The sequence below is a fragment of the Rhodoligotrophos defluvii genome, assembly GCF_005281615.1.
Classification (GTDB): domain Bacteria; phylum Pseudomonadota; class Alphaproteobacteria; order Rhizobiales; family Im1; genus Rhodoligotrophos; species Rhodoligotrophos defluvii.
Map to the genome: position 1 here is coordinate 173,516 of NZ_SZZM01000003.1, position 16,204 is coordinate 189,719.

Below are 16,204 nucleotides of genomic sequence, written 5' to 3' on the forward strand. Positions count from 1 at the left end.
GGAGAGTGGCGGCCGCCAAGCCTACGGTCGGCCGGCTTGGGCGAAACAGGTCAGGCCCGTACGGATTCCGGGGCAACCTGACGGGTGTGGCGGCACTCAGGATACTGAGTGCAACCGTAGAATACCGTATCGTTCCGCCCTCGCCGCTCCACCATCTGCCCGACCAGACAGCGGGGACATTGATCGAGTTCCATTCCGTCGACGGTCTCGAACCGGACGTCGTCCCCGGCAATCTCGCAAAGCTCCCGAATGTACCGGGAAGGCTTGCGTCCATTGCACAGGATGAATGTCCCCCTGCTGGCACGGGTGAGCGCGACATAGAAGAGGCGGCGTTCCTCCGCATAGTCGAAGGTTTCAGGCCGAGGGATGACGAGATTGAGCAATTCGTCGTCTTCGATCCGGCTTGGAACGCCGTAGTCGCCTTCGCTGACGTCCAGCAGGATTGTGTAGTCCGCTTCGAGACCTTTCGAGCGGTGAAACGACAAACCAGCTACATCGATACTGGAGAAACCAGGGGCCTGACCGCCGAATGGGTCCAACTGGTTGTAGCGCCACAAGACCAGAACCTTTAGCTTTTGTCCCGGCTCCTGTCGCCATTGACCAGCGATGCCCTCGAGAAAGACGTTCAAGCGCTCAAGCAGCTGGAAGCACGCCGTAGGAAAGCTTGGCTTGCGCCATTCGACACTAACGGGAATAACGCGGATTGAGCGCGGTATGGCAGCGCGTGTTGAACGCACGGTCTTCTTGATCTGCTCCGGATTGCGCTGAACGAAGCGCGCGGCGGTTTCAGCCAACAGCTGGTTGCACCGGTACGTTTGCTCCAATCGGCCCTGCCAGCAGGCGCCGAAATTCGCTTCGAACTGCGTGAAGATCGTGATGTCCGATCCGGCGAAACGGTAGATCGATTGCCAATCGTCCCCGACAGCAAAAACCTTTGTAAAGGGCTTCTGGTGTTTGAGCGCCTTGATCAGATTGGCCCGAGGATCTGAAATGTCCTGAAACTCATCGATCAGGATCAGCGAGAATGGGCTCTGGTATCGCCCCGTCTCGACGAGCTGCACTGCATCGCCGATCATCGAATCGAAATCGATACGCTTGGCCTCGTCGAGCTTGCGGCCGTAGGCTTCGGTGATCAGCCACACCGCACGCGCAAAGTGCTGCGCGCGCGGTTTGTCATGAAGAGATTTTGCCCGCTCGAGGAGCATGTCCAGAGTTAGCGTGCTGGCTCTGATGTGCTTGATGCACACGCCGATCAGCTTCTGGTAGTGGGTGATCACCACTGGATCGATCGCCTTGAGGATCTCCTCGACGCTCTTCTTCGCGAGCGGGATATCGCGTTTGACCAGCTCCGCCTCGAGATGCGGTAAGAGCGTTCCGTCCTGTGCCTGCGCGGACGTCGTTTCGAAGAAGTCCAGCTCCTCCCGCTTGTATCCGGCCCGCTTGGCCTTCGTGTGCTCCAGGTAGTTCTCGAAGGGCGAAGAGCCATCCGCGTTGATCGCGAAATGCTCATGGAACGTGTTGGTCAGCGGGTAGTGGAAATCAGGCTGGACAAACCGCCGGTTCCCGTCCTCTTCCTCGAACGAGATCTGCTTCTCGTACTCGAAATGGACCGAATTGACCCAGAGCCAGTTCACTATCCGCTGCTCCTGCAGCGACCTGACGTAGACGTCCGGCGCCAGGGTGCCGATGATACCGCCGCCCTTGTCGTTCCGGTCGGCGATGTAGCGATTGTAATCCGCCTCGGAATCAAAGACCTCCGCAGGAATATCCGCCTTCGGCAAAATTGAGAGGAGGTCGATCCACAGCCGGTGAAACTCTGCGCTCGTGTCCATCAGTTCGCGAATAATTTTGTCGATCACTCGGGCCTCGCCGGCAGGATGCTCGACCCAGTTGGCCAGCTGTGGTGGTCGTCCCTCAGTCTCTTCGATGATCCCCCGGCCGAGCGCGTGAAACGTGGTCACCCTGCATTCCAGCGCGTCCTCATCGATCTTGAGCTGCTTTGCGATCCGCTCTTTCAGCTCATCGGCTGCACTTTTGTTGAACGCAAGGACGAGAATTTCGCTCGGGTGGTACAGGCCCTTCTCGAGCACGTAGGCGACTTTCCCCACCATGGTCGCAGACTTGCCGGAGCCGGCTGAGGCCACCAGCAAATTGTTGTCCTCGAGCCGGATGCAGGCCTCTCGCTGCTCTTTGGAAAGCGAGAAGCCGCCCAGGTTCGAGAAGAACCCGTCGAACTTTTGCATTTCGTGAACCACGAAGTTTTCGTTGTAGCGGCTGCGAACGCTCGGGTCGGAGAGCATGGAGAACGAGGTCGAGAGATAAGCCCTTAGCGAATCCGGGATGAGAAGGGCGTCAAACAGCGGGTGCGACAAGGCCTGCGACGCTTTTCCCGGGACGCTGGCGATCGCCCGGCTGACATCGGCATGGGCGAGGTATTGCCTGTTGCTGTCCGTAATCGCGAGAACTTTTGTGTCGACCTCCCGCAAGTGTTCCTTGTCGGAATCGATGAGTTCGGCGAGATGTCGGTTCACAAAGGCCAGGAGGTCGTCGCGGAGTGTATGAGCCATCTTGGCAGTCAGCCCTGACAGTGCGTCGATGCGACCCTTCGACCGTATCTCGACAGTGTGCCAAAGCAATGCCTTCGTCGACGAAACAGAAGTGACTTCAAGGCACTGGATTTCGTCCTCTGCCGCCATTCTTAACCGAATGCGGTCCCGAGACGAGGCGCTGAGGATTAACCTCCAATTCTCCGACAAGAAAAGGCGTGCCCATAGGCTGGGGCGGAATGTGCGAGATCGTCCAAGCATCAGAGCCTTTGCTGCCAGGTCGGCTGTCCAGGTCACCAGGCGATCGATCGGAACCCGCTCGCCTGAACCCTTGTGATTTGCCGTTAGGTGTACGCAACTAATTCAACGTCACTGACTACAGTATCCATTCGATCATCCTGTAACTGGGCAAGACTGGCAAGGCATGGCACAAACGCGCAGCGGCGGCACGTCTTGCACTCGGCTGCGGCGCGCACCGATAAAGGTCATCGACTGCGCCTACGAGTGCTCGGGCAACCGCGTAGCCGCGAACGCTAGCCACCGTCGATGAAATCGCAACGAGGAGAGGCGGGGCCATGTGCAACCTGTATCGCATTACGACCAACCAGCAGGCGATCCGGGAGTTCGTGGCCGCTACCCATGACAGTATCGGCAATCTCGAACCGTCGATCGACGTCTACCCCGACCGGCCGGCGCCTGTGGTGCGCAACATCGATGGCGGGCGGGAACTGGCCTCGTTGACCTGGGGCATGCCTACGCCCATCGAGTATTTGAAATCCCGCGACGCGCCGGACACGGGCGTCACCAATATCCGCAACCCAGGCAGCCCCCATTGGCGCAAATGGCTCGGTGGCGAGCATCGCTGCGTGGTCCCGGCCACCGCCTTTTCCGAATACGGGCAAAAACCCGACCCGGTAACGCGGCGCAAACCGCTGCATTGGTTCGCCCTCGACGAGGCCCAGCCCCTGTTCTTCTTCGCGGGGATCTGGACGCCATGGCGCGGAACCCGCGGATCGAACCGCACCCCACGCCCCGGCGATCATCAGCTGTTCGCCTTCCTGACTACCGATGCCAACGGCGTGGTGAAGCCGATTCATCCGAAGGCCATGCCCGCCATCCTGACGAGCCGCGACGAGGTCGAGACCTGGCTCACGGCCGATTGGAAGGAAGCCAAGGCGCTACAACGGCCGCTGCCTGATGATCGGCTGGTGATCCTTGAGACGCCAGCCGGCGCAGCCGCCGATGGCATGATGCCGGGCATCTGAACAATGATCAGGAGGGTGAAGGGGTCAGAAAGAGGAAGGACAGTTAGCGGCGGCGCTTGCCAAGAGTCGGCAGTGCAAATTGACACCAATTGGCGAACTGACCAGTGTTTCCAAACCTAACAGCGATAGCTGGACCAATTCCTGGCCGGCAGCTCTTAGTTCGCAGATTTCTAAAGCTACCAATCAGCTTGAGCATTCCCTTGGGTTTACTGCCCTTCTTAATCTCCACAGCCAGATCTACGTATCTGGCGGTGATCGATAGTCGCGTCGACTTTGTTCCCGTGGTAGCGTCAAAGGCTCGGGGCTAAAAGCAAGAGCAACACTGAATCGAATAAATCAGCTGTTGGCTTCGCCTCCAGCGAATGAGAAGAGGGCTGTCAGTTGCGAAGTTCAGAACGCGTCGCGTCGGAGTCGATGCCAGCTCGGTTGCGCTCGCTGCGGTTCGCTTGGCTTTCTAGCGCGTCATGACCCTGACGCTTATCCCAATAAACCATGGCGAACTCTGCCACGGCTGGGCATGGACCGTCGTCGATGAGGACGTGCTCGCCGAGCGAGTCGCACGAATCGTGCTCGGCCAGTATCGTCACGTCGCTAAGATTCTGACCGGTGCGGGCGTGCCGGGGCCTACTGCCAATAGTGAACAGGCGAATGCGGCGATCAAGCAGCTAACCCTCGCCGATGGCGACGATCCATGGCACCGCGACGGCTGGCTATTCCAAGCGATATCGTGGATCGCTGCACACCAGCAGCCTTCCGCCTCGCTGACACGGATGCCGCATATCCGAAAGGCCGACAAAGGCCTTGACGGGATGCAGCTCGAACTGAATGCCGCTGGCACCGCCGTCGTTGCAGTTGTCGTTTTCGAGGACAAGGCCACCGACAATGCCCGCGACACCATCCGCGACGATGTCTGGCCGGGCATCGTCGCGCTCGAAAAGGGCGACCGACTGAACGAACTCAGCCAAGAAGTTAGCGGAATGCTCGATGCACGCGCCGCAGCTGATCCGGAGTTCGACCTCGATACTGCGATCGCCAACACGCTATGGCACGAGGCCCGACGCTATCGTGTCAGCATCACTATCGGCGACACGCACAATGATGCCGATGCCCGTGCCAGGCTTTTCAAGGGCTTTGACGACTCCGTGCCCGGCGCGGCAGCGCGCCGCCGCGCCGACACCATATACCTTCCGACGATGCGCAGCTGGATGGCGAGCTTCGCCGCGCGCGTGATCGTCAAGATCAAGGCCATCGCGAATGTTTGATCCGACAACTGCGGCGCTAATACGCGCGGCGCCTCCACTCGAGGGGCTCGACCTCGACAATTTGCCTAAGCGGTTGACCGAGGCATTTGCTGATATCGTTTCGGCGCGCATCCGCCTGCGCGGCGCGACCGCCGACGTGGAAGATGCGGCACTAGCGGCGACCGTCGCCGAGTTGCGCCGCATCGCCGCGGCGCATGAGACCTATGCCGCCTTACTGCCCGATCGTGAGAATCGCGCCTCGGCCGCTTTCGTCGCCGCATCGGCCCACCAAGCGATCTCGCTGGCGTTGCGCAACGTCGACGCCAACAGCCATGTCGATATGGCTGCGATCAGCTCGGACATCTGCGCCACCTTGCTGTTCTTGTTGGCAGAAGCTCATGCTGATGCTGCCGAGGCTTCCAAGCGCATCATTCCCGCACCCGACGCCGGTCCGATCGAGCGCGCGCTGCTGCTCGCGATCCGAGGCCTCGCCCAAGGTCGGCTGGGTGGAATCGTCAGCGCCGGCGAGCCAGAGATAGATGACGAAAGCGACGATCTTCACTTGCGCGCGCTCGATGCGCTGCGGCTGTTGCTGTTGCGCGGCGTCACCAATCTCGCCCGCCAGCTGCGCCTACGTGTAGATCTTGCGCCCGACGCCGGTGGCATGGTGCCGGCGAGCACGCTATTTGCGCAGGTGAGGGCGCTGGCGAGTGAACCGGTCGAGGGTGCCGGTATGAGCGGAGAGACATTACTCAGCCTCTATCCCGGCCCACTGCACCTCGCGAATTTACTACTTGGCCTGGAAGGCGATCTGCTTGCGACCGCCCTCGCTCGTATCCCTACCCCTGGGGGCGTCGACGAAAATGGATGGTGGCAAACGCTGCGCCGTATGGCGCGCCAGCGGCCTTATCTGTGGCGCAATCATCGCCAAGCGATCGCGATGGGTTATCTAGAACAAGGCATCTCCTCGGCGATCAGCTTTCCGACCGGCGGGGGCAAGTCGACGCTCGCTGAACTCAAGATCGCGACCGCGCTGCTGCGCGGAGAGCGCGTCATCTTCCTCGCGCCGACCCATGCGCTTGTCGGTCAAACCCAGCGCGCGCTCAAGGGCACTTTCCAAGACTACAGCATTCTCGCTGATGTCGATGAGGATGTCGGCATCGCCGAAGTGGTGGAGCTCGGCCAAGTCACAGAGGTGGTCCCGCCTGGTGAGACAGCTTGGCGGCTTGGCTAAGGTGGATCCGGGTTGTTTCTACGCCGCCAATTGCTCCGTCATTTCTGCCGTAGCATAGACCTCATCGGGTGTCCTGCCGTCGAAGGCTGAGTGCGGTCTTCGACTGTTATACAACTCGACGACGGAACGCCCACGGGATCGATTTTGAGCGCGAGCTTCTTTACCCATGGCATCCCTGGGCCGGGCGGCAAGTCTTTATCCACGAGANCCGCCTCGGGCAGGCGCATTGAGATCGGGTATTCCTTGCGTTCGGCGGTCGTGGCCATGGCGAATCTCCTTGGTCGGCATATCGCGACTTGTATCGCGAATTACAATACGATAAGGTTGCGCCCACAGTCAATGACCTCATGAGGACAGGCGACGAGGCCAATGATGACCGGGCCAGCGAGGGATTCCGATAGGTTATTTTGCTACGCCATGGCTCGCCAGGACACGCTGGGCTACGCGATAGCACGCTCACCCGCGCCAATTGCCGCCGAATATTCGCCTTCAATTTCCGTTGCTTATGCTTCCCTCGGGGCGAATGCTGCAAGTTATGACCTTGCGAGCCCCAGGAAACCCGGCAAAGATGACAGGAGGAGAGCGCGAAGCGCTGCTCGAATCCTTGCTGCTGGACGAGCCGGAGCTGACGTTTACGCCACGCGGCAATCCCGACCCACGCCTTCTGCGTCTGGTCGGCATCCTGGCGAGGCAGGCGGCGCAGGAGTGCTATGCAGAGGAAGTGAAGATGCCACGGCAAAGGAGGAAGCGCTCCTCCTGATACGGATGGGAGCCAAGTTTTGAAAGTCGCGATCTACGCCCGCTATTCTTCCGACAATCAACGCGACGCTTCCATCGCCGACCAGTTCCGTATGTGCCGCCTCCATGCCGAAAAGCAGGGCTGACACATCGTCGAGGAATATTCGGACCACGCGATCTCCGGCGCCTCGCTGATCCGGCCGGGCATTCAGGCGCTCATGGCCGACGCTATGGGTGGCCGCTTTGACCTGATCCTCGCCGAGGCGATGGACCGCCTCTCCCGCGACCAGGAAGACATCGCGGGCATCTTCAAGCGCATGTCCTATGCCGACGTGAAGATGTTCACCCTCTCGGAAGGCGAGGTGACGCACCTGCATGTCGGGCTCAAGGGCACAATGAATGCGCTCTTCCTGAAGGATCTGGCCGACAAGACCCGCCGCGGGCAGCGCGGCCGCGTCGAGGCGGGCAAATCGGGCGGCGGCAATGCCTATGGCTACGATGTGGTCAAGAAGTTCGATGCGAACGGCGAGCCGATCCGCGGCGATCGCACCATCAACGAATTCCAGGCCGAAGTCGTGCGCCGCATCTTCAGCGACTATGCCGCCGGCAAATCGGCCAAGACCATCGCCTTCGCCCTGAACAAGGAAGGCATTCCCGCTCCGTCAGGCGGCGACTGGGGCTTCAGCACGATCAACGGGAACCCGAAGCGCGGCAACGGCATCCTCAACAACGAGATGTATGTCCGCCGTCAGCACCCATGGCACAGGTTTGAGGTTGTAAGTTAAGGAGGTTTTGGGCTTCGTCGTAGTGATGAAGGAACGAAGATGAAGCCCAAAACCTCCTTGAAAAAATCTCCGGTGAAGGTCCCTGCTGAGCGGGTGGTGAAGGATATCCGCCGTGCGACCCGTCGGCACTTCTCGGCCGAGGATAAGATCCGCATCGTGCTCGATGGGTTGCGCGGTGAGGACAGCATTGCCGAACTGTGCCGCAAGGAAGGCATCGCGCAGAGCCTGTATTACACTTGGTCGAAGGAGTTCATGGAGGCCGGCAAGCGCCGTCTCGCTGGAGACACCGCCCGTGCTGCGACCACCGGCGAAGTGCATGACCTGCGTCGTGAAGCCCGCGCCCTGAAGGAATGTGTTGCCGACCTCACGCTGGACAATCGCCTGCTTAAAAAAAGCATGATCGCGGATGGGGGCGACGACGAATGAGGTATCCCGCATCCGAGAAGCTCGAGATCATTCGGATCGTCGAGCAGTCGCACCTGCCCGCCAAGCACACGCTGGACCAGCTCGGCATTGCTCGCCGGACGTTCTACCGCTGGTATGACCGCTATCTCGTGGGCGGGCCGGAGGCGCTGGAAGATCGACCATCGGCGCCGAGCCGGGTGTGGAACCGCATCGGCGACGACACCCAGGACCAGATCGTCGAGATGGCGCTCGATTACAGCGAGCTGTCACCGCGCGAGTTAGCGGTGCGCTTCACCGATGAGAAGCGCTACTTCGTGTCCGAAGCCACGGTTTACCGCCTGTTGAAGGCCCATGATCTGATCACCAGCCCGGCCTATGTCGTGATCAAGGCCGCCGATCAGTTCCACACCAAAACCACCCGACCAAACGAGATGTGGCAGACCGATTTCACCTACTTCAAGATCATCGGGGGCTGGTTGTATCTGTCGACCGTGCTCGATGACTTCTCGCGCTACATCATCGCCTGGAAGCTATGCACCAATATGCGGGCCGAGGATGTGACCGACACGCTGGACCGCGCTCTCAAGTCCTCGGGCTGCGACAACGCCACCGTGCTGCACAAGCCTCGGCTGCTGTCGGATAATGGCCCGAGTTATATCGCGGGCGAACTGGCGGAATATATCAAGGCCCGGAAAATGAGCCATGTGCGCGGTGCTCCGATGCATCCCCAGCGGGTTCGCTTCTTTTCGACCGTCGAACTGGTCAATGCGCTGGAGCAGGAAAAGGCCCAGGGCAAGGCCGGGCAGATCGCCAACCGGCTCATCCATTCCGATCTGGTGATCCTTGATGAGCTCGGATATTTGCCCTTCAGCGCTTCAGGAGGAGCATTGCTCTTCCATCTGCTGAGCAAGCTCTATGAGCGCACCAGCGTAATCATCACCACCAATCTCAGCTTTGCCGAATGGGCCAGCGTATTCGGCGACGCCAAGATGACGACCGCGCTGCTCGACCGGCTGACCCATCACTGCCATATCCTCGAGACCGGAAACGACAGCTTCCGGTTCAAAAACAGCTCGGCCCAAACCGTCAAAACCAAAAAGGAGAAAACACCCGGCTTGACCACCTGACCAATCCCAAATCATATCCATGAGGCGGGTCAATTCTCGGTGAAAATACCGGGTCACTTCTCAGCAGAAATCAACAGCCACAAGGAGTTCCCACATGTGGGGACTATCCCGCGACAGGGAAGCAGGTGCAATCCTGCCCGACGGCCCTATCCCAGCAGGCGCGCGACGAGCGGCGCGGCGAGTACGTTCAGGAGGCCAACGAGCACCATGACCAGCCCGGCGACCGCGCCTTCGGTCTCGCCGAGTTGGTGCGCCCGCGCCGTTCCGGCGCCATGTGCGCCTACGCCGAACAACGCCCCTCGGGCAAGCGCGGACGCGACCGGGATTCTCGCGAGGATCAAATCTCCTATAACCGCGCCGGCGATGCCGGTGACGACCACGAACACCGCCGTGAGATCCGGAACGCCGCCGATCTCTCCCGAGACCTCCATGGCGAACGGCGTGCTGATCGATCGCGGCAGCAGGCTGAGCAGCAGCGTCTGGTCTAATCCGACCAGCCTGGCCAGCGCCCAGCTCGAAACGATGGCGGCAGCGCTGCCCGCAAGCATACCGGCGAGAAGCACGGGCCAGTGCTTGCGAATGAGGGCGCGCTGCTCATAGATCGGGACCGCAAAGGCGACGGTGGCGGGGCCGAGAAGCAACACCAGCCACCGCGTTCCGCTGATGTAGTCGTGATAGGTCGCATGCAGTGAGAGCACCGCAGCGGCGACGAGAACCGGCGTCACGGCCAGCGGCATCAGCCACCAGCGTGGCCATCTGCGGTAGACGCGTTTCGCCAGCAGGTAGAAGCCGATGGTGATCGCCGACCAGATAAGGGCCTGGGCAGCCGGCTCAGCGAAGATCCGGTCGAACTGCGGCACGGTGAAGACTCCAGCGATAGCAGCGGTCGACGGTGAAGGCCGTGACCAGCATGACGGCGGCGGTGCTGAGCAGGATGACGAACAGGATCTTCAGTCCCGTAAGGCCGAGGAATTCCCGATGGTCGAGCACGGCCAGCACCGCCGGCACGAAGAACAGCAGCATGTCGGCAAGGAACCACTCCGCGCCGCGCCGCATGGTAGATGCGCTCAGCCGCCGCGTTGCGAGCAGCAGGAAAAGAACCGCCAGCCCCACCATTGCGCCGGGAAGCGGAAGGCCTGACAGCCGCACCGTCGCCTCGCCCGCCACCCAGAAGGCAAGGATCAGGGCGATCTGGACAATCGTGTTGCGGTGAACGAACCTTGATGATCTGGCACTATGCATCAGACATCTCCTGCGTGGAAATCTATGTCGCGACGCAGTATGATAAAAATGAATTGATCGACTGGTTTCCATTCTGATATGGACTAGTTATGGAATTTCGACCACTCCGCGCTTTCGTCGAAGTCGTCCGTCAAGGCGGCTTCTCCCAGGCCGCCAAGACCGTCTTCGCCACGCAGTCCACGGTCAGCAAGGCGGTGAAGCACCTCGAAGAAGAGATTGGCTTTCCTCTGCTCGACCGGATCGGCCATCGCAGCGTGCTTACCGCGGCGGGCGAGGTCGTCTATCGGCGCGGCGTGAAGCTGCTGGCCGACCGCGACGACCTTCTGGCCGAGCTCGACGAGATTCGTGGCCTCAGGCGCGGTGTTCTCCGGCTCGGCCTGCCGCCGGTCGGCAGCAGCACGCTGTTCGCGCCGCTCTTCGCCCTCTACCGGCAGCGCTATCCGGGCATCGAGGTACGGCTGGTGGAGCATGGCAGCGACCAGTTGGAGGACACGCTGCGGGCCGGCGAGATCGACTTCGCGGGCGCCCTGCTGCCGATGTCCGAGGAGTTTGACCGGCAACCCGTCAAGCAGGAACCGCTGGTGGCGCTGCTGCCTTCCGGCCACGCGCTGGCAACACGCGATGCGGTTCGCCTTGCCGAGTTGAAGGATACCCCCTTCATCATTTTCGAGAGCGGCTTCAGCCTTCATCGCATCATCCTCGACGCAAGCCGGTGGGCGGGGTTCGAGCCCGATGTCGTGGCGCGGAGCAGCCAGATGGATTTCATGGTCGAACTGGTCGCAGCAGGCCTTGGCGTCGCCTTCCTGCCACGGATGATCGGGGAGCAACGCGCAAGGCCCACGGTCCGTCAGGTCCTTCTCGATGAACCCGGCACAGAATGGAGCATGGTCATGGCATGGAGGCGGCACGCCTATTTGTCGCAAGCGGCCAGGGCATGGCTGGACCTCGTGCGCGAGGTCCACGGCGCCGACACGCATCCCAAGCCGGACGGGTAAGCTTCCGCGCTTTACGTCTCGGCGCAGAGCGGAGCGACAACCGCGTCGAGCACTTCCAGCGCATCCTGCGGAGAAAGCCCGATCAGGAAGCCGCGCTTGCCTCCATTGACCACGATGAGCGGCTGCTCCAACGCGGATTCATCGAGCGCCGCCCGAACAGGGCGTCTATGCCCGAAAGGGCTGATCCCGCCGACATGATAGCCCGTCATCTTCTCGGCCTTGTCCGGTTGCATCATTATCGCCGACTTCCCTCCGACCGCTGCTGCGAGGCGCTTCATCGACAGAACGCGGTCCACGGGAACGATCGCGCACATCCCTGTCCCATCCACCTCGGCAAGCAGCGTCTTGAAGACCCGGTCCGCAGGCAAGCCGATCGCCGCGGCCGCATGCATGCCGAGCCTGCCGTCCGCCCCGTCATAGTCGTAGTCGTAGATATAGGTTGTGAAGGCGATGCCTGCCTTTGCAAGCGCCCGGGTCGCCGGGGTTGCGGGATAACGTTCTGAACTCTTCATGTCGATCTTGCCGTTTTGGCGAAACTGCCCGTATACCGACGCCGCAATCGGCAAAAAAACGCCATTTCTTGCGTCTGCTCAATGAAAGAAACCGCCGTTCGGAGTTTGTTGCAACCCATGCCCGATCGAGCCGATCGGCGGGCTCTGATGATGTGACCGCCCGCCGACGGCATCAATGTGCCATGATGGGTCTGCGATGATCCACAAAGGAGGACGGTCACATCATCAGAGCCGTACCTGTCGCCGAATTGCCCGGCTTGATCTCCAGGGTGTATACGAGCCTGCTGCAGCAGACCGATGTCCCCGCGGAAGTCGTATCAGAATCCAAAAAGCCCGCAGTCCCAATCAAGAAGTCGGTGACGCCGGACTACATCGTCTGTCTCGAGGACGGAAAACAGTTCAAATCCCTGAAGCGCCACTTGTCGACCCACCATGGCCTCACCCCGGACGAATATCGTGCGAAATGGGGCCTGCCGGCAGACTATCCGCTGGTCGCGCCAAACTACGCCGCAGCGCGTTCCGCACTGGCAAAATCGATGGGATTAGGACGCAAGCCAAAGCCCGTCGAAGAACCGCCAGCGGCTCCTGCCAGACGGAAGAGACTCGGCCTCAAATTCTCATAGGGCCTCTTTCGACCGTTCCCCAGGTTGCACCGGAACAACTCGCCGCCCCATTTGCGCGATTCAATAGATGCCGTCCTGAATGCACCGGCGCTTCTCCATCGCGAACGGTGAGCAGGGTCAACGGCAGTTCGAAGAACAGACCACCGATGACCCGCACCACTACGGCACCGATGACGAATGTCAGATTCTGAAGGGCAATCCCAGCCGTGCGGCAGGAAGGCCGGTGCGCATCGGGGTCTTCACGTCATCTCCTAGTAAAGAGCTGCCCTCTCGCGGTTCGGTGCGGGAGGGCAAGCAGGAACACCGTTCATGGATGTTGTCGCCGCAAGTCACTGCTTGCGCAACGGCGTTATTCGGTGGTCTTGCCGTCGAAGTGTTCATGCGCGGCGTCGGCTTCAGCCTTGGTTGGATGAACGACACCGTCGACGTGCTCGGGAGGGCTGTAGATCGTATAAAGCTTCAGCGGCTCATTCCCGGTGTTTTTGACGTTATGCCGCGCACCGGCCGGTACGATCATGGCCATATCGGCCCTGATCCTGCTCACATTGCCGTCGATCAGGATTTCGCCTTCGCCGTCCTCGACACGGAAGAACTGATCGCCGTCGTCGTGAACCTCTTCGCCGATCTCCTCGCCGGGCTGAAGCGCCATCAGCACGAGCTGCATATTTCTTGCCGTATAAAGAACACGGCGAAAATCCGTGTTTCCTTCGGTCAGTTCCTCGATGTCATCAACAAATCCACGCATGATATGCTCCATTTCATTGGTTTATTGCAAAAATGTTAGCTCGTCGTTGATCTCACTCAAGTCTCCCCATAAGACTTTCGCATATGGTCGTGTCGCCGATGCGACTTTGGTAAGAGTATCCTCAAGCTGTCCTTCCAGCAGCGGCGCGTCCACATCAAAGCATCCGCCAGGGAATCGAGACTTGTCAACCTGTGCATTTACGCACGGAAATCCCTTTGGTTTAGGCGGCAATTCCACCACAGCTCCCCATGTGGTCGCCCGACGAACCAGAACCAAGGCAGCGGCCTGTGCATTCATGCAAGCCTGGCTTGCCGGTTTCACCAATCGCAATGCGGGGTCAAACCCTTAGATCAATGAGGCAGGGGACACCCCTTCCCCACTATCGAAAGGAACCCGATCATGACCCAGAAAACCATCCTTCGCAGCGATGAGCTTTCCTGCCCCTCCTGCGTACCCAAGATCGAGAAGGCGCTCAACGCCCTTCCCGGTGTGGCAAAGGCCGAGGTGCGCTTCAACACCGGCAAGATCGAGGTCGAGCACGACCCCGCGCAATCGAGCGTTGAAGCGCTGGTCGAGGCAGTGCGTGGAACCGGCTACGAGGCGCGGCCTGCCGCCTTTTGATCGGCACTCCGCCTTTTTCGCCGCGCCGCGTGCCGGCGCGGCAGGCACGCTTTTCCGACATGGATGAAGATGAAAGGAGCGAGGAGATGAGCAATCTTGTCAGCAGGATCAAGAGCGCCTTCGTGCATCCGGCACGGCGGCGTTTCTGGCTGACGGTCGGCAGCGGCGGGTTGATCGCGGCCGGTCTTCTGGCGCGCTACGGCTTCGGCATGGTCGAGGCATGGACCGCGCTGATGGTCGCGGCCGCATTTCTTGCCGGCTCCGACATCGCGATCCGTGCCTGGCGCTCGCTGCGTGTAAAGCATTTCAGCATCGAATTGCTCGTCACCGTCGCGGCGGTCGGCGCGCTCATTATTGGCGAAGTCTGGGAGTCGGCGGCCGTCACCTTCCTGTTCATGTTCGGCGGCTGGCTGGAGGCGCGCACCATGGGGCAGACCCGTGGCGCGCTGAAGGCATTGCTTGATGCCGCGCCCGCCACCGCGACCGTGCTGCGCGACGGCGATCCCGTCGAGGTGCCGGCGCATATGGTCCAGCTTGGCGAGACCGTGCTGGTCAGGGCCGGTCAACGCATCCCGGTGGATGGTGAAGTAACCGAAGGCACCGCCGCCGTCAGCGAGGCGGCGATTACCGGTGAGCCGATGCCGGCCGAGAAAGCGCCTGGCAGCCACGTCCATGCAGGAACGATCGCCGAGAACGGGTTGCTGCGCATCCGCGCCACTAATGTCGGCGCCGACACCACCCTTGCCCGCATTATTCAGCGCGTCGAGGAAGCGCAGGAGGAAAAGGCCCCGAGCCAGCGCATGATCGAGCGCTTTGCGCAATGGTATACGCCGTCGATCATCGGGCTCGCGGTCGCCGCCTTCGCGGTGACGCAGGACATCCGCCTGGCGCTGACGCTGCTGGTCGTCGGTTGCCCCGGCGCGCTGGTCATCTCGACGCCGGTCTCCATCGTCGCCGGCATCGGCCGGGCGGCGCGCAGCGGCATCCTGATCAAGGGCGGCCAGCATCTGGAAAGTGCGGGCCGCATCGATACGCTGGCGCTCGACAAGACCGGCACGCTGACGGAAGGCAAGCCGCAGCTCGCCTCTATCGTCGCGCTCGGCGGCATTGCCGAGGCCGAGTTGCTGCATCTGGCTGCGACCGCCGAGACCGGATCGACCCATCCGCTCGGCCGTCCGATCGTCGAGGCCGGCCGCAAGCAGGGGCCGCTTTCCACGCTCGAATCGCTGGAGGAACATGCCGGCATGGGCCTGAGCGCCCGCATCGACGGCCGCATCATCGCCGCCGGCAACCGGCGCCTCATGGACACGCTCGGCATTGCGCTGGGCCAGGAGGGCGAAGCCGCTCTGGACCGTCTGCTGTCCAATGGCCAGACGCCGATCCTGGTGGCGCGTGACGGGCAGTTGATCGGGATGCTGGGCATGTCCGACATGGCCCGTGAAGGCGCGGCGGAAGCCATCACCCGGCTGCGTAACATCGGCATAGGCCGTGTGGTCATGCTGACCGGCGACCAGCATGGCGCAGCCGAAGCCATCGCCCGCGAGGTCGGTATCGACGAGGTCCATGCCGGGCTGATGCCCGAGGACAAGCTGGAACTGATCCGGAAGATGAAGGCGGATGGCGCGCATGTCGCCATGGTCGGCGACGGCATCAACGATGCCCCCGCTCTTGCCGCCGCCGACACCTCGATCGCCATGGGCGCCGCCGGCAGCGACGTCGCCATCGAGACCGCCGACATCGCGCTCCTGAAAGACGATCTCGGCAAGATCCCCGAGGCGATGGCGATCTCGCGCGCAACGCTGGGCAATATGCGCCAGAACCTCGTCATCGCACTGGTGACGGTGGCCGGACTGCTGGCGGGCGTGTTCTCCGGCAATGTCCATATGGCCGGCGGCATGCTGGTCCACCAACTTTCGGTGCTGATCGTCATCGCCAACGGCATGCGCCTTCTGCGCATGCCGAAGACGACCGCACCCGGCGGGAGGGCCTCAAAGGTCGCCACCGCCCGGCCCGCAACTGTGGCCGCGCGAGGCTGAAGCCTCCTCGCAGACCCCGCAGCGATGCGGAGTCTGTTGTTTTTGCGACGTCAACCCTGTCTCATCGCTCGCATTTGTCGGAAAGGATC

At 61.4% G+C, this 16,204-nt stretch carries 12 protein-coding genes and 4 pseudogenes; 12 read left to right on the plus strand and 4 right to left on the minus strand.

Going from position 1 to position 16,204, the window contains the following annotated elements; translation table 11 throughout:
- Nucleotides 1-50: 50 nt before the first annotated feature.
- Nucleotides 51-2,696, minus strand: coding sequence for a UvrD-helicase domain-containing protein (locus E4P09_RS15110; RefSeq protein WP_275406472.1), 2,646 nt, complete (start codon nt 2,694-2,696; stop codon nt 51-53).
- A gap of 425 nt (nt 2,697-3,121) precedes the next feature.
- Here E4P09_RS15110 and E4P09_RS15115 point away from each other — a divergent pair, with 425 nt between their 5' ends.
- The 7 genes and pseudogenes from E4P09_RS15115 to E4P09_RS26255 all read left to right on the plus strand — a co-directional run.
- Nucleotides 3,122-3,811: an SOS response-associated peptidase gene (locus E4P09_RS15115; RefSeq protein WP_137390470.1), complete on the plus strand. Its 690-nt coding sequence runs from the start codon at nt 3,122-3,124 to the stop codon at nt 3,809-3,811.
- A gap of 464 nt (nt 3,812-4,275) precedes the next feature.
- Nucleotides 4,276-5,073: a hypothetical protein gene (locus tag E4P09_RS15120; RefSeq protein ID WP_137390471.1), complete on the plus strand. Its 798-nt coding sequence runs from the start codon at nt 4,276-4,278 to the stop codon at nt 5,071-5,073.
- Nucleotides 5,066-6,286, plus strand: coding sequence for a DEAD/DEAH box helicase (locus E4P09_RS15125; RefSeq protein WP_239025217.1), 1,221 nt, complete (start codon nt 5,066-5,068; stop codon nt 6,284-6,286). The genes E4P09_RS15120 and E4P09_RS15125 overlap by 8 nt, the downstream gene beginning before the upstream one ends.
- A gap of 568 nt (nt 6,287-6,854) precedes the next feature.
- On the plus strand, nt 6,855-7,046 hold the full coding sequence (locus tag E4P09_RS15130) for a hypothetical protein (RefSeq protein ID WP_239025218.1): 192 nt from the start codon (nt 6,855-6,857) through the stop codon (nt 7,044-7,046).
- Between the two features lie 19 nt (nt 7,047-7,065).
- Nucleotides 7,066-7,767 (plus strand): annotated as a pseudogene (locus tag E4P09_RS15135) (recombinase family protein); the annotation flags it as partial.
- Between the two features lie 81 nt (nt 7,768-7,848).
- Nucleotides 7,849-8,945, plus strand: a pseudogene (locus E4P09_RS15140) (IS3 family transposase); the annotation flags it as partial.
- A 54-nt stretch (nt 8,946-8,999) separates the two neighbouring features.
- Nucleotides 9,000-9,341, plus strand: a pseudogene (locus E4P09_RS26255) (ATP-binding protein); the annotation flags it as partial.
- A gap of 146 nt (nt 9,342-9,487) precedes the next feature.
- Here the strand turns inward: E4P09_RS26255 and E4P09_RS15145 are convergent.
- Both E4P09_RS15145 and E4P09_RS15150 read right to left on the minus strand, forming a co-directional pair.
- Nucleotides 9,488-10,183: an LrgB family protein gene (locus tag E4P09_RS15145; protein WP_137390810.1), complete on the minus strand. Its 696-nt coding sequence runs from the start codon at nt 10,181-10,183 to the stop codon at nt 9,488-9,490.
- Nucleotides 10,173-10,583 (minus strand): CidA/LrgA family protein, encoded by a 411-nt coding sequence (locus E4P09_RS15150; protein ID WP_137390474.1) that lies wholly within the window; start codon nt 10,581-10,583, stop codon nt 10,173-10,175. Before E4P09_RS15150 ends, E4P09_RS15145 begins: the two co-directional genes overlap by 11 nt.
- 89 nt (nt 10,584-10,672) lie before the next feature.
- On the opposite strand from E4P09_RS15150, the gene E4P09_RS15155 reads away from it, so the two are divergent.
- The gene (locus E4P09_RS15155; protein ID WP_137390475.1) at nt 10,673-11,578 is read left to right on the plus strand and encodes a LysR family transcriptional regulator; all 906 of its coding nucleotides are present in this window, start codon (nt 10,673-10,675) and stop codon (nt 11,576-11,578) included.
- A gap of 11 nt (nt 11,579-11,589) precedes the next feature.
- Here the strand turns inward: E4P09_RS15155 and ybaK are convergent, their stop codons facing one another.
- Complete coding sequence (ybaK, locus tag E4P09_RS15160; RefSeq protein WP_137390476.1) at nt 11,590-12,090, minus strand: Cys-tRNA(Pro) deacylase; 501 nt, start codon at nt 12,088-12,090, stop codon at nt 11,590-11,592.
- Nucleotides 12,091-12,323: 233 nt separating this feature from the next.
- On the opposite strand from ybaK, the pseudogene E4P09_RS15165 reads away from it, so the two are divergent.
- The 4 genes and pseudogenes from E4P09_RS15165 to E4P09_RS15180 form a co-directional block, all read left to right on the plus strand.
- A pseudogene (locus E4P09_RS15165) lies at nt 12,324-12,713 on the plus strand (Ros/MucR family transcriptional regulator); the annotation flags it as partial.
- Between the two features lie 79 nt (nt 12,714-12,792).
- Nucleotides 12,793-13,497, plus strand: coding sequence for a hypothetical protein (locus E4P09_RS26895; protein WP_425287023.1), 705 nt, complete (start codon nt 12,793-12,795; stop codon nt 13,495-13,497).
- A gap of 360 nt (nt 13,498-13,857) precedes the next feature.
- Entirely contained in the window at nt 13,858-14,079 is a 222-nt protein-coding gene (locus tag E4P09_RS15175) for a heavy-metal-associated domain-containing protein (RefSeq protein ID WP_009450579.1), read from the plus strand.
- Nucleotides 14,080-14,249: 170 nt separating this feature from the next.
- A complete protein-coding gene (locus tag E4P09_RS15180; protein ID WP_239025219.1) occupies nt 14,250-16,115 on the plus strand; it encodes a heavy metal translocating P-type ATPase in 1,866 nt (621 codons plus the stop codon).
- The last annotated feature ends 89 nt before the right edge of the window (nt 16,116-16,204 follow it).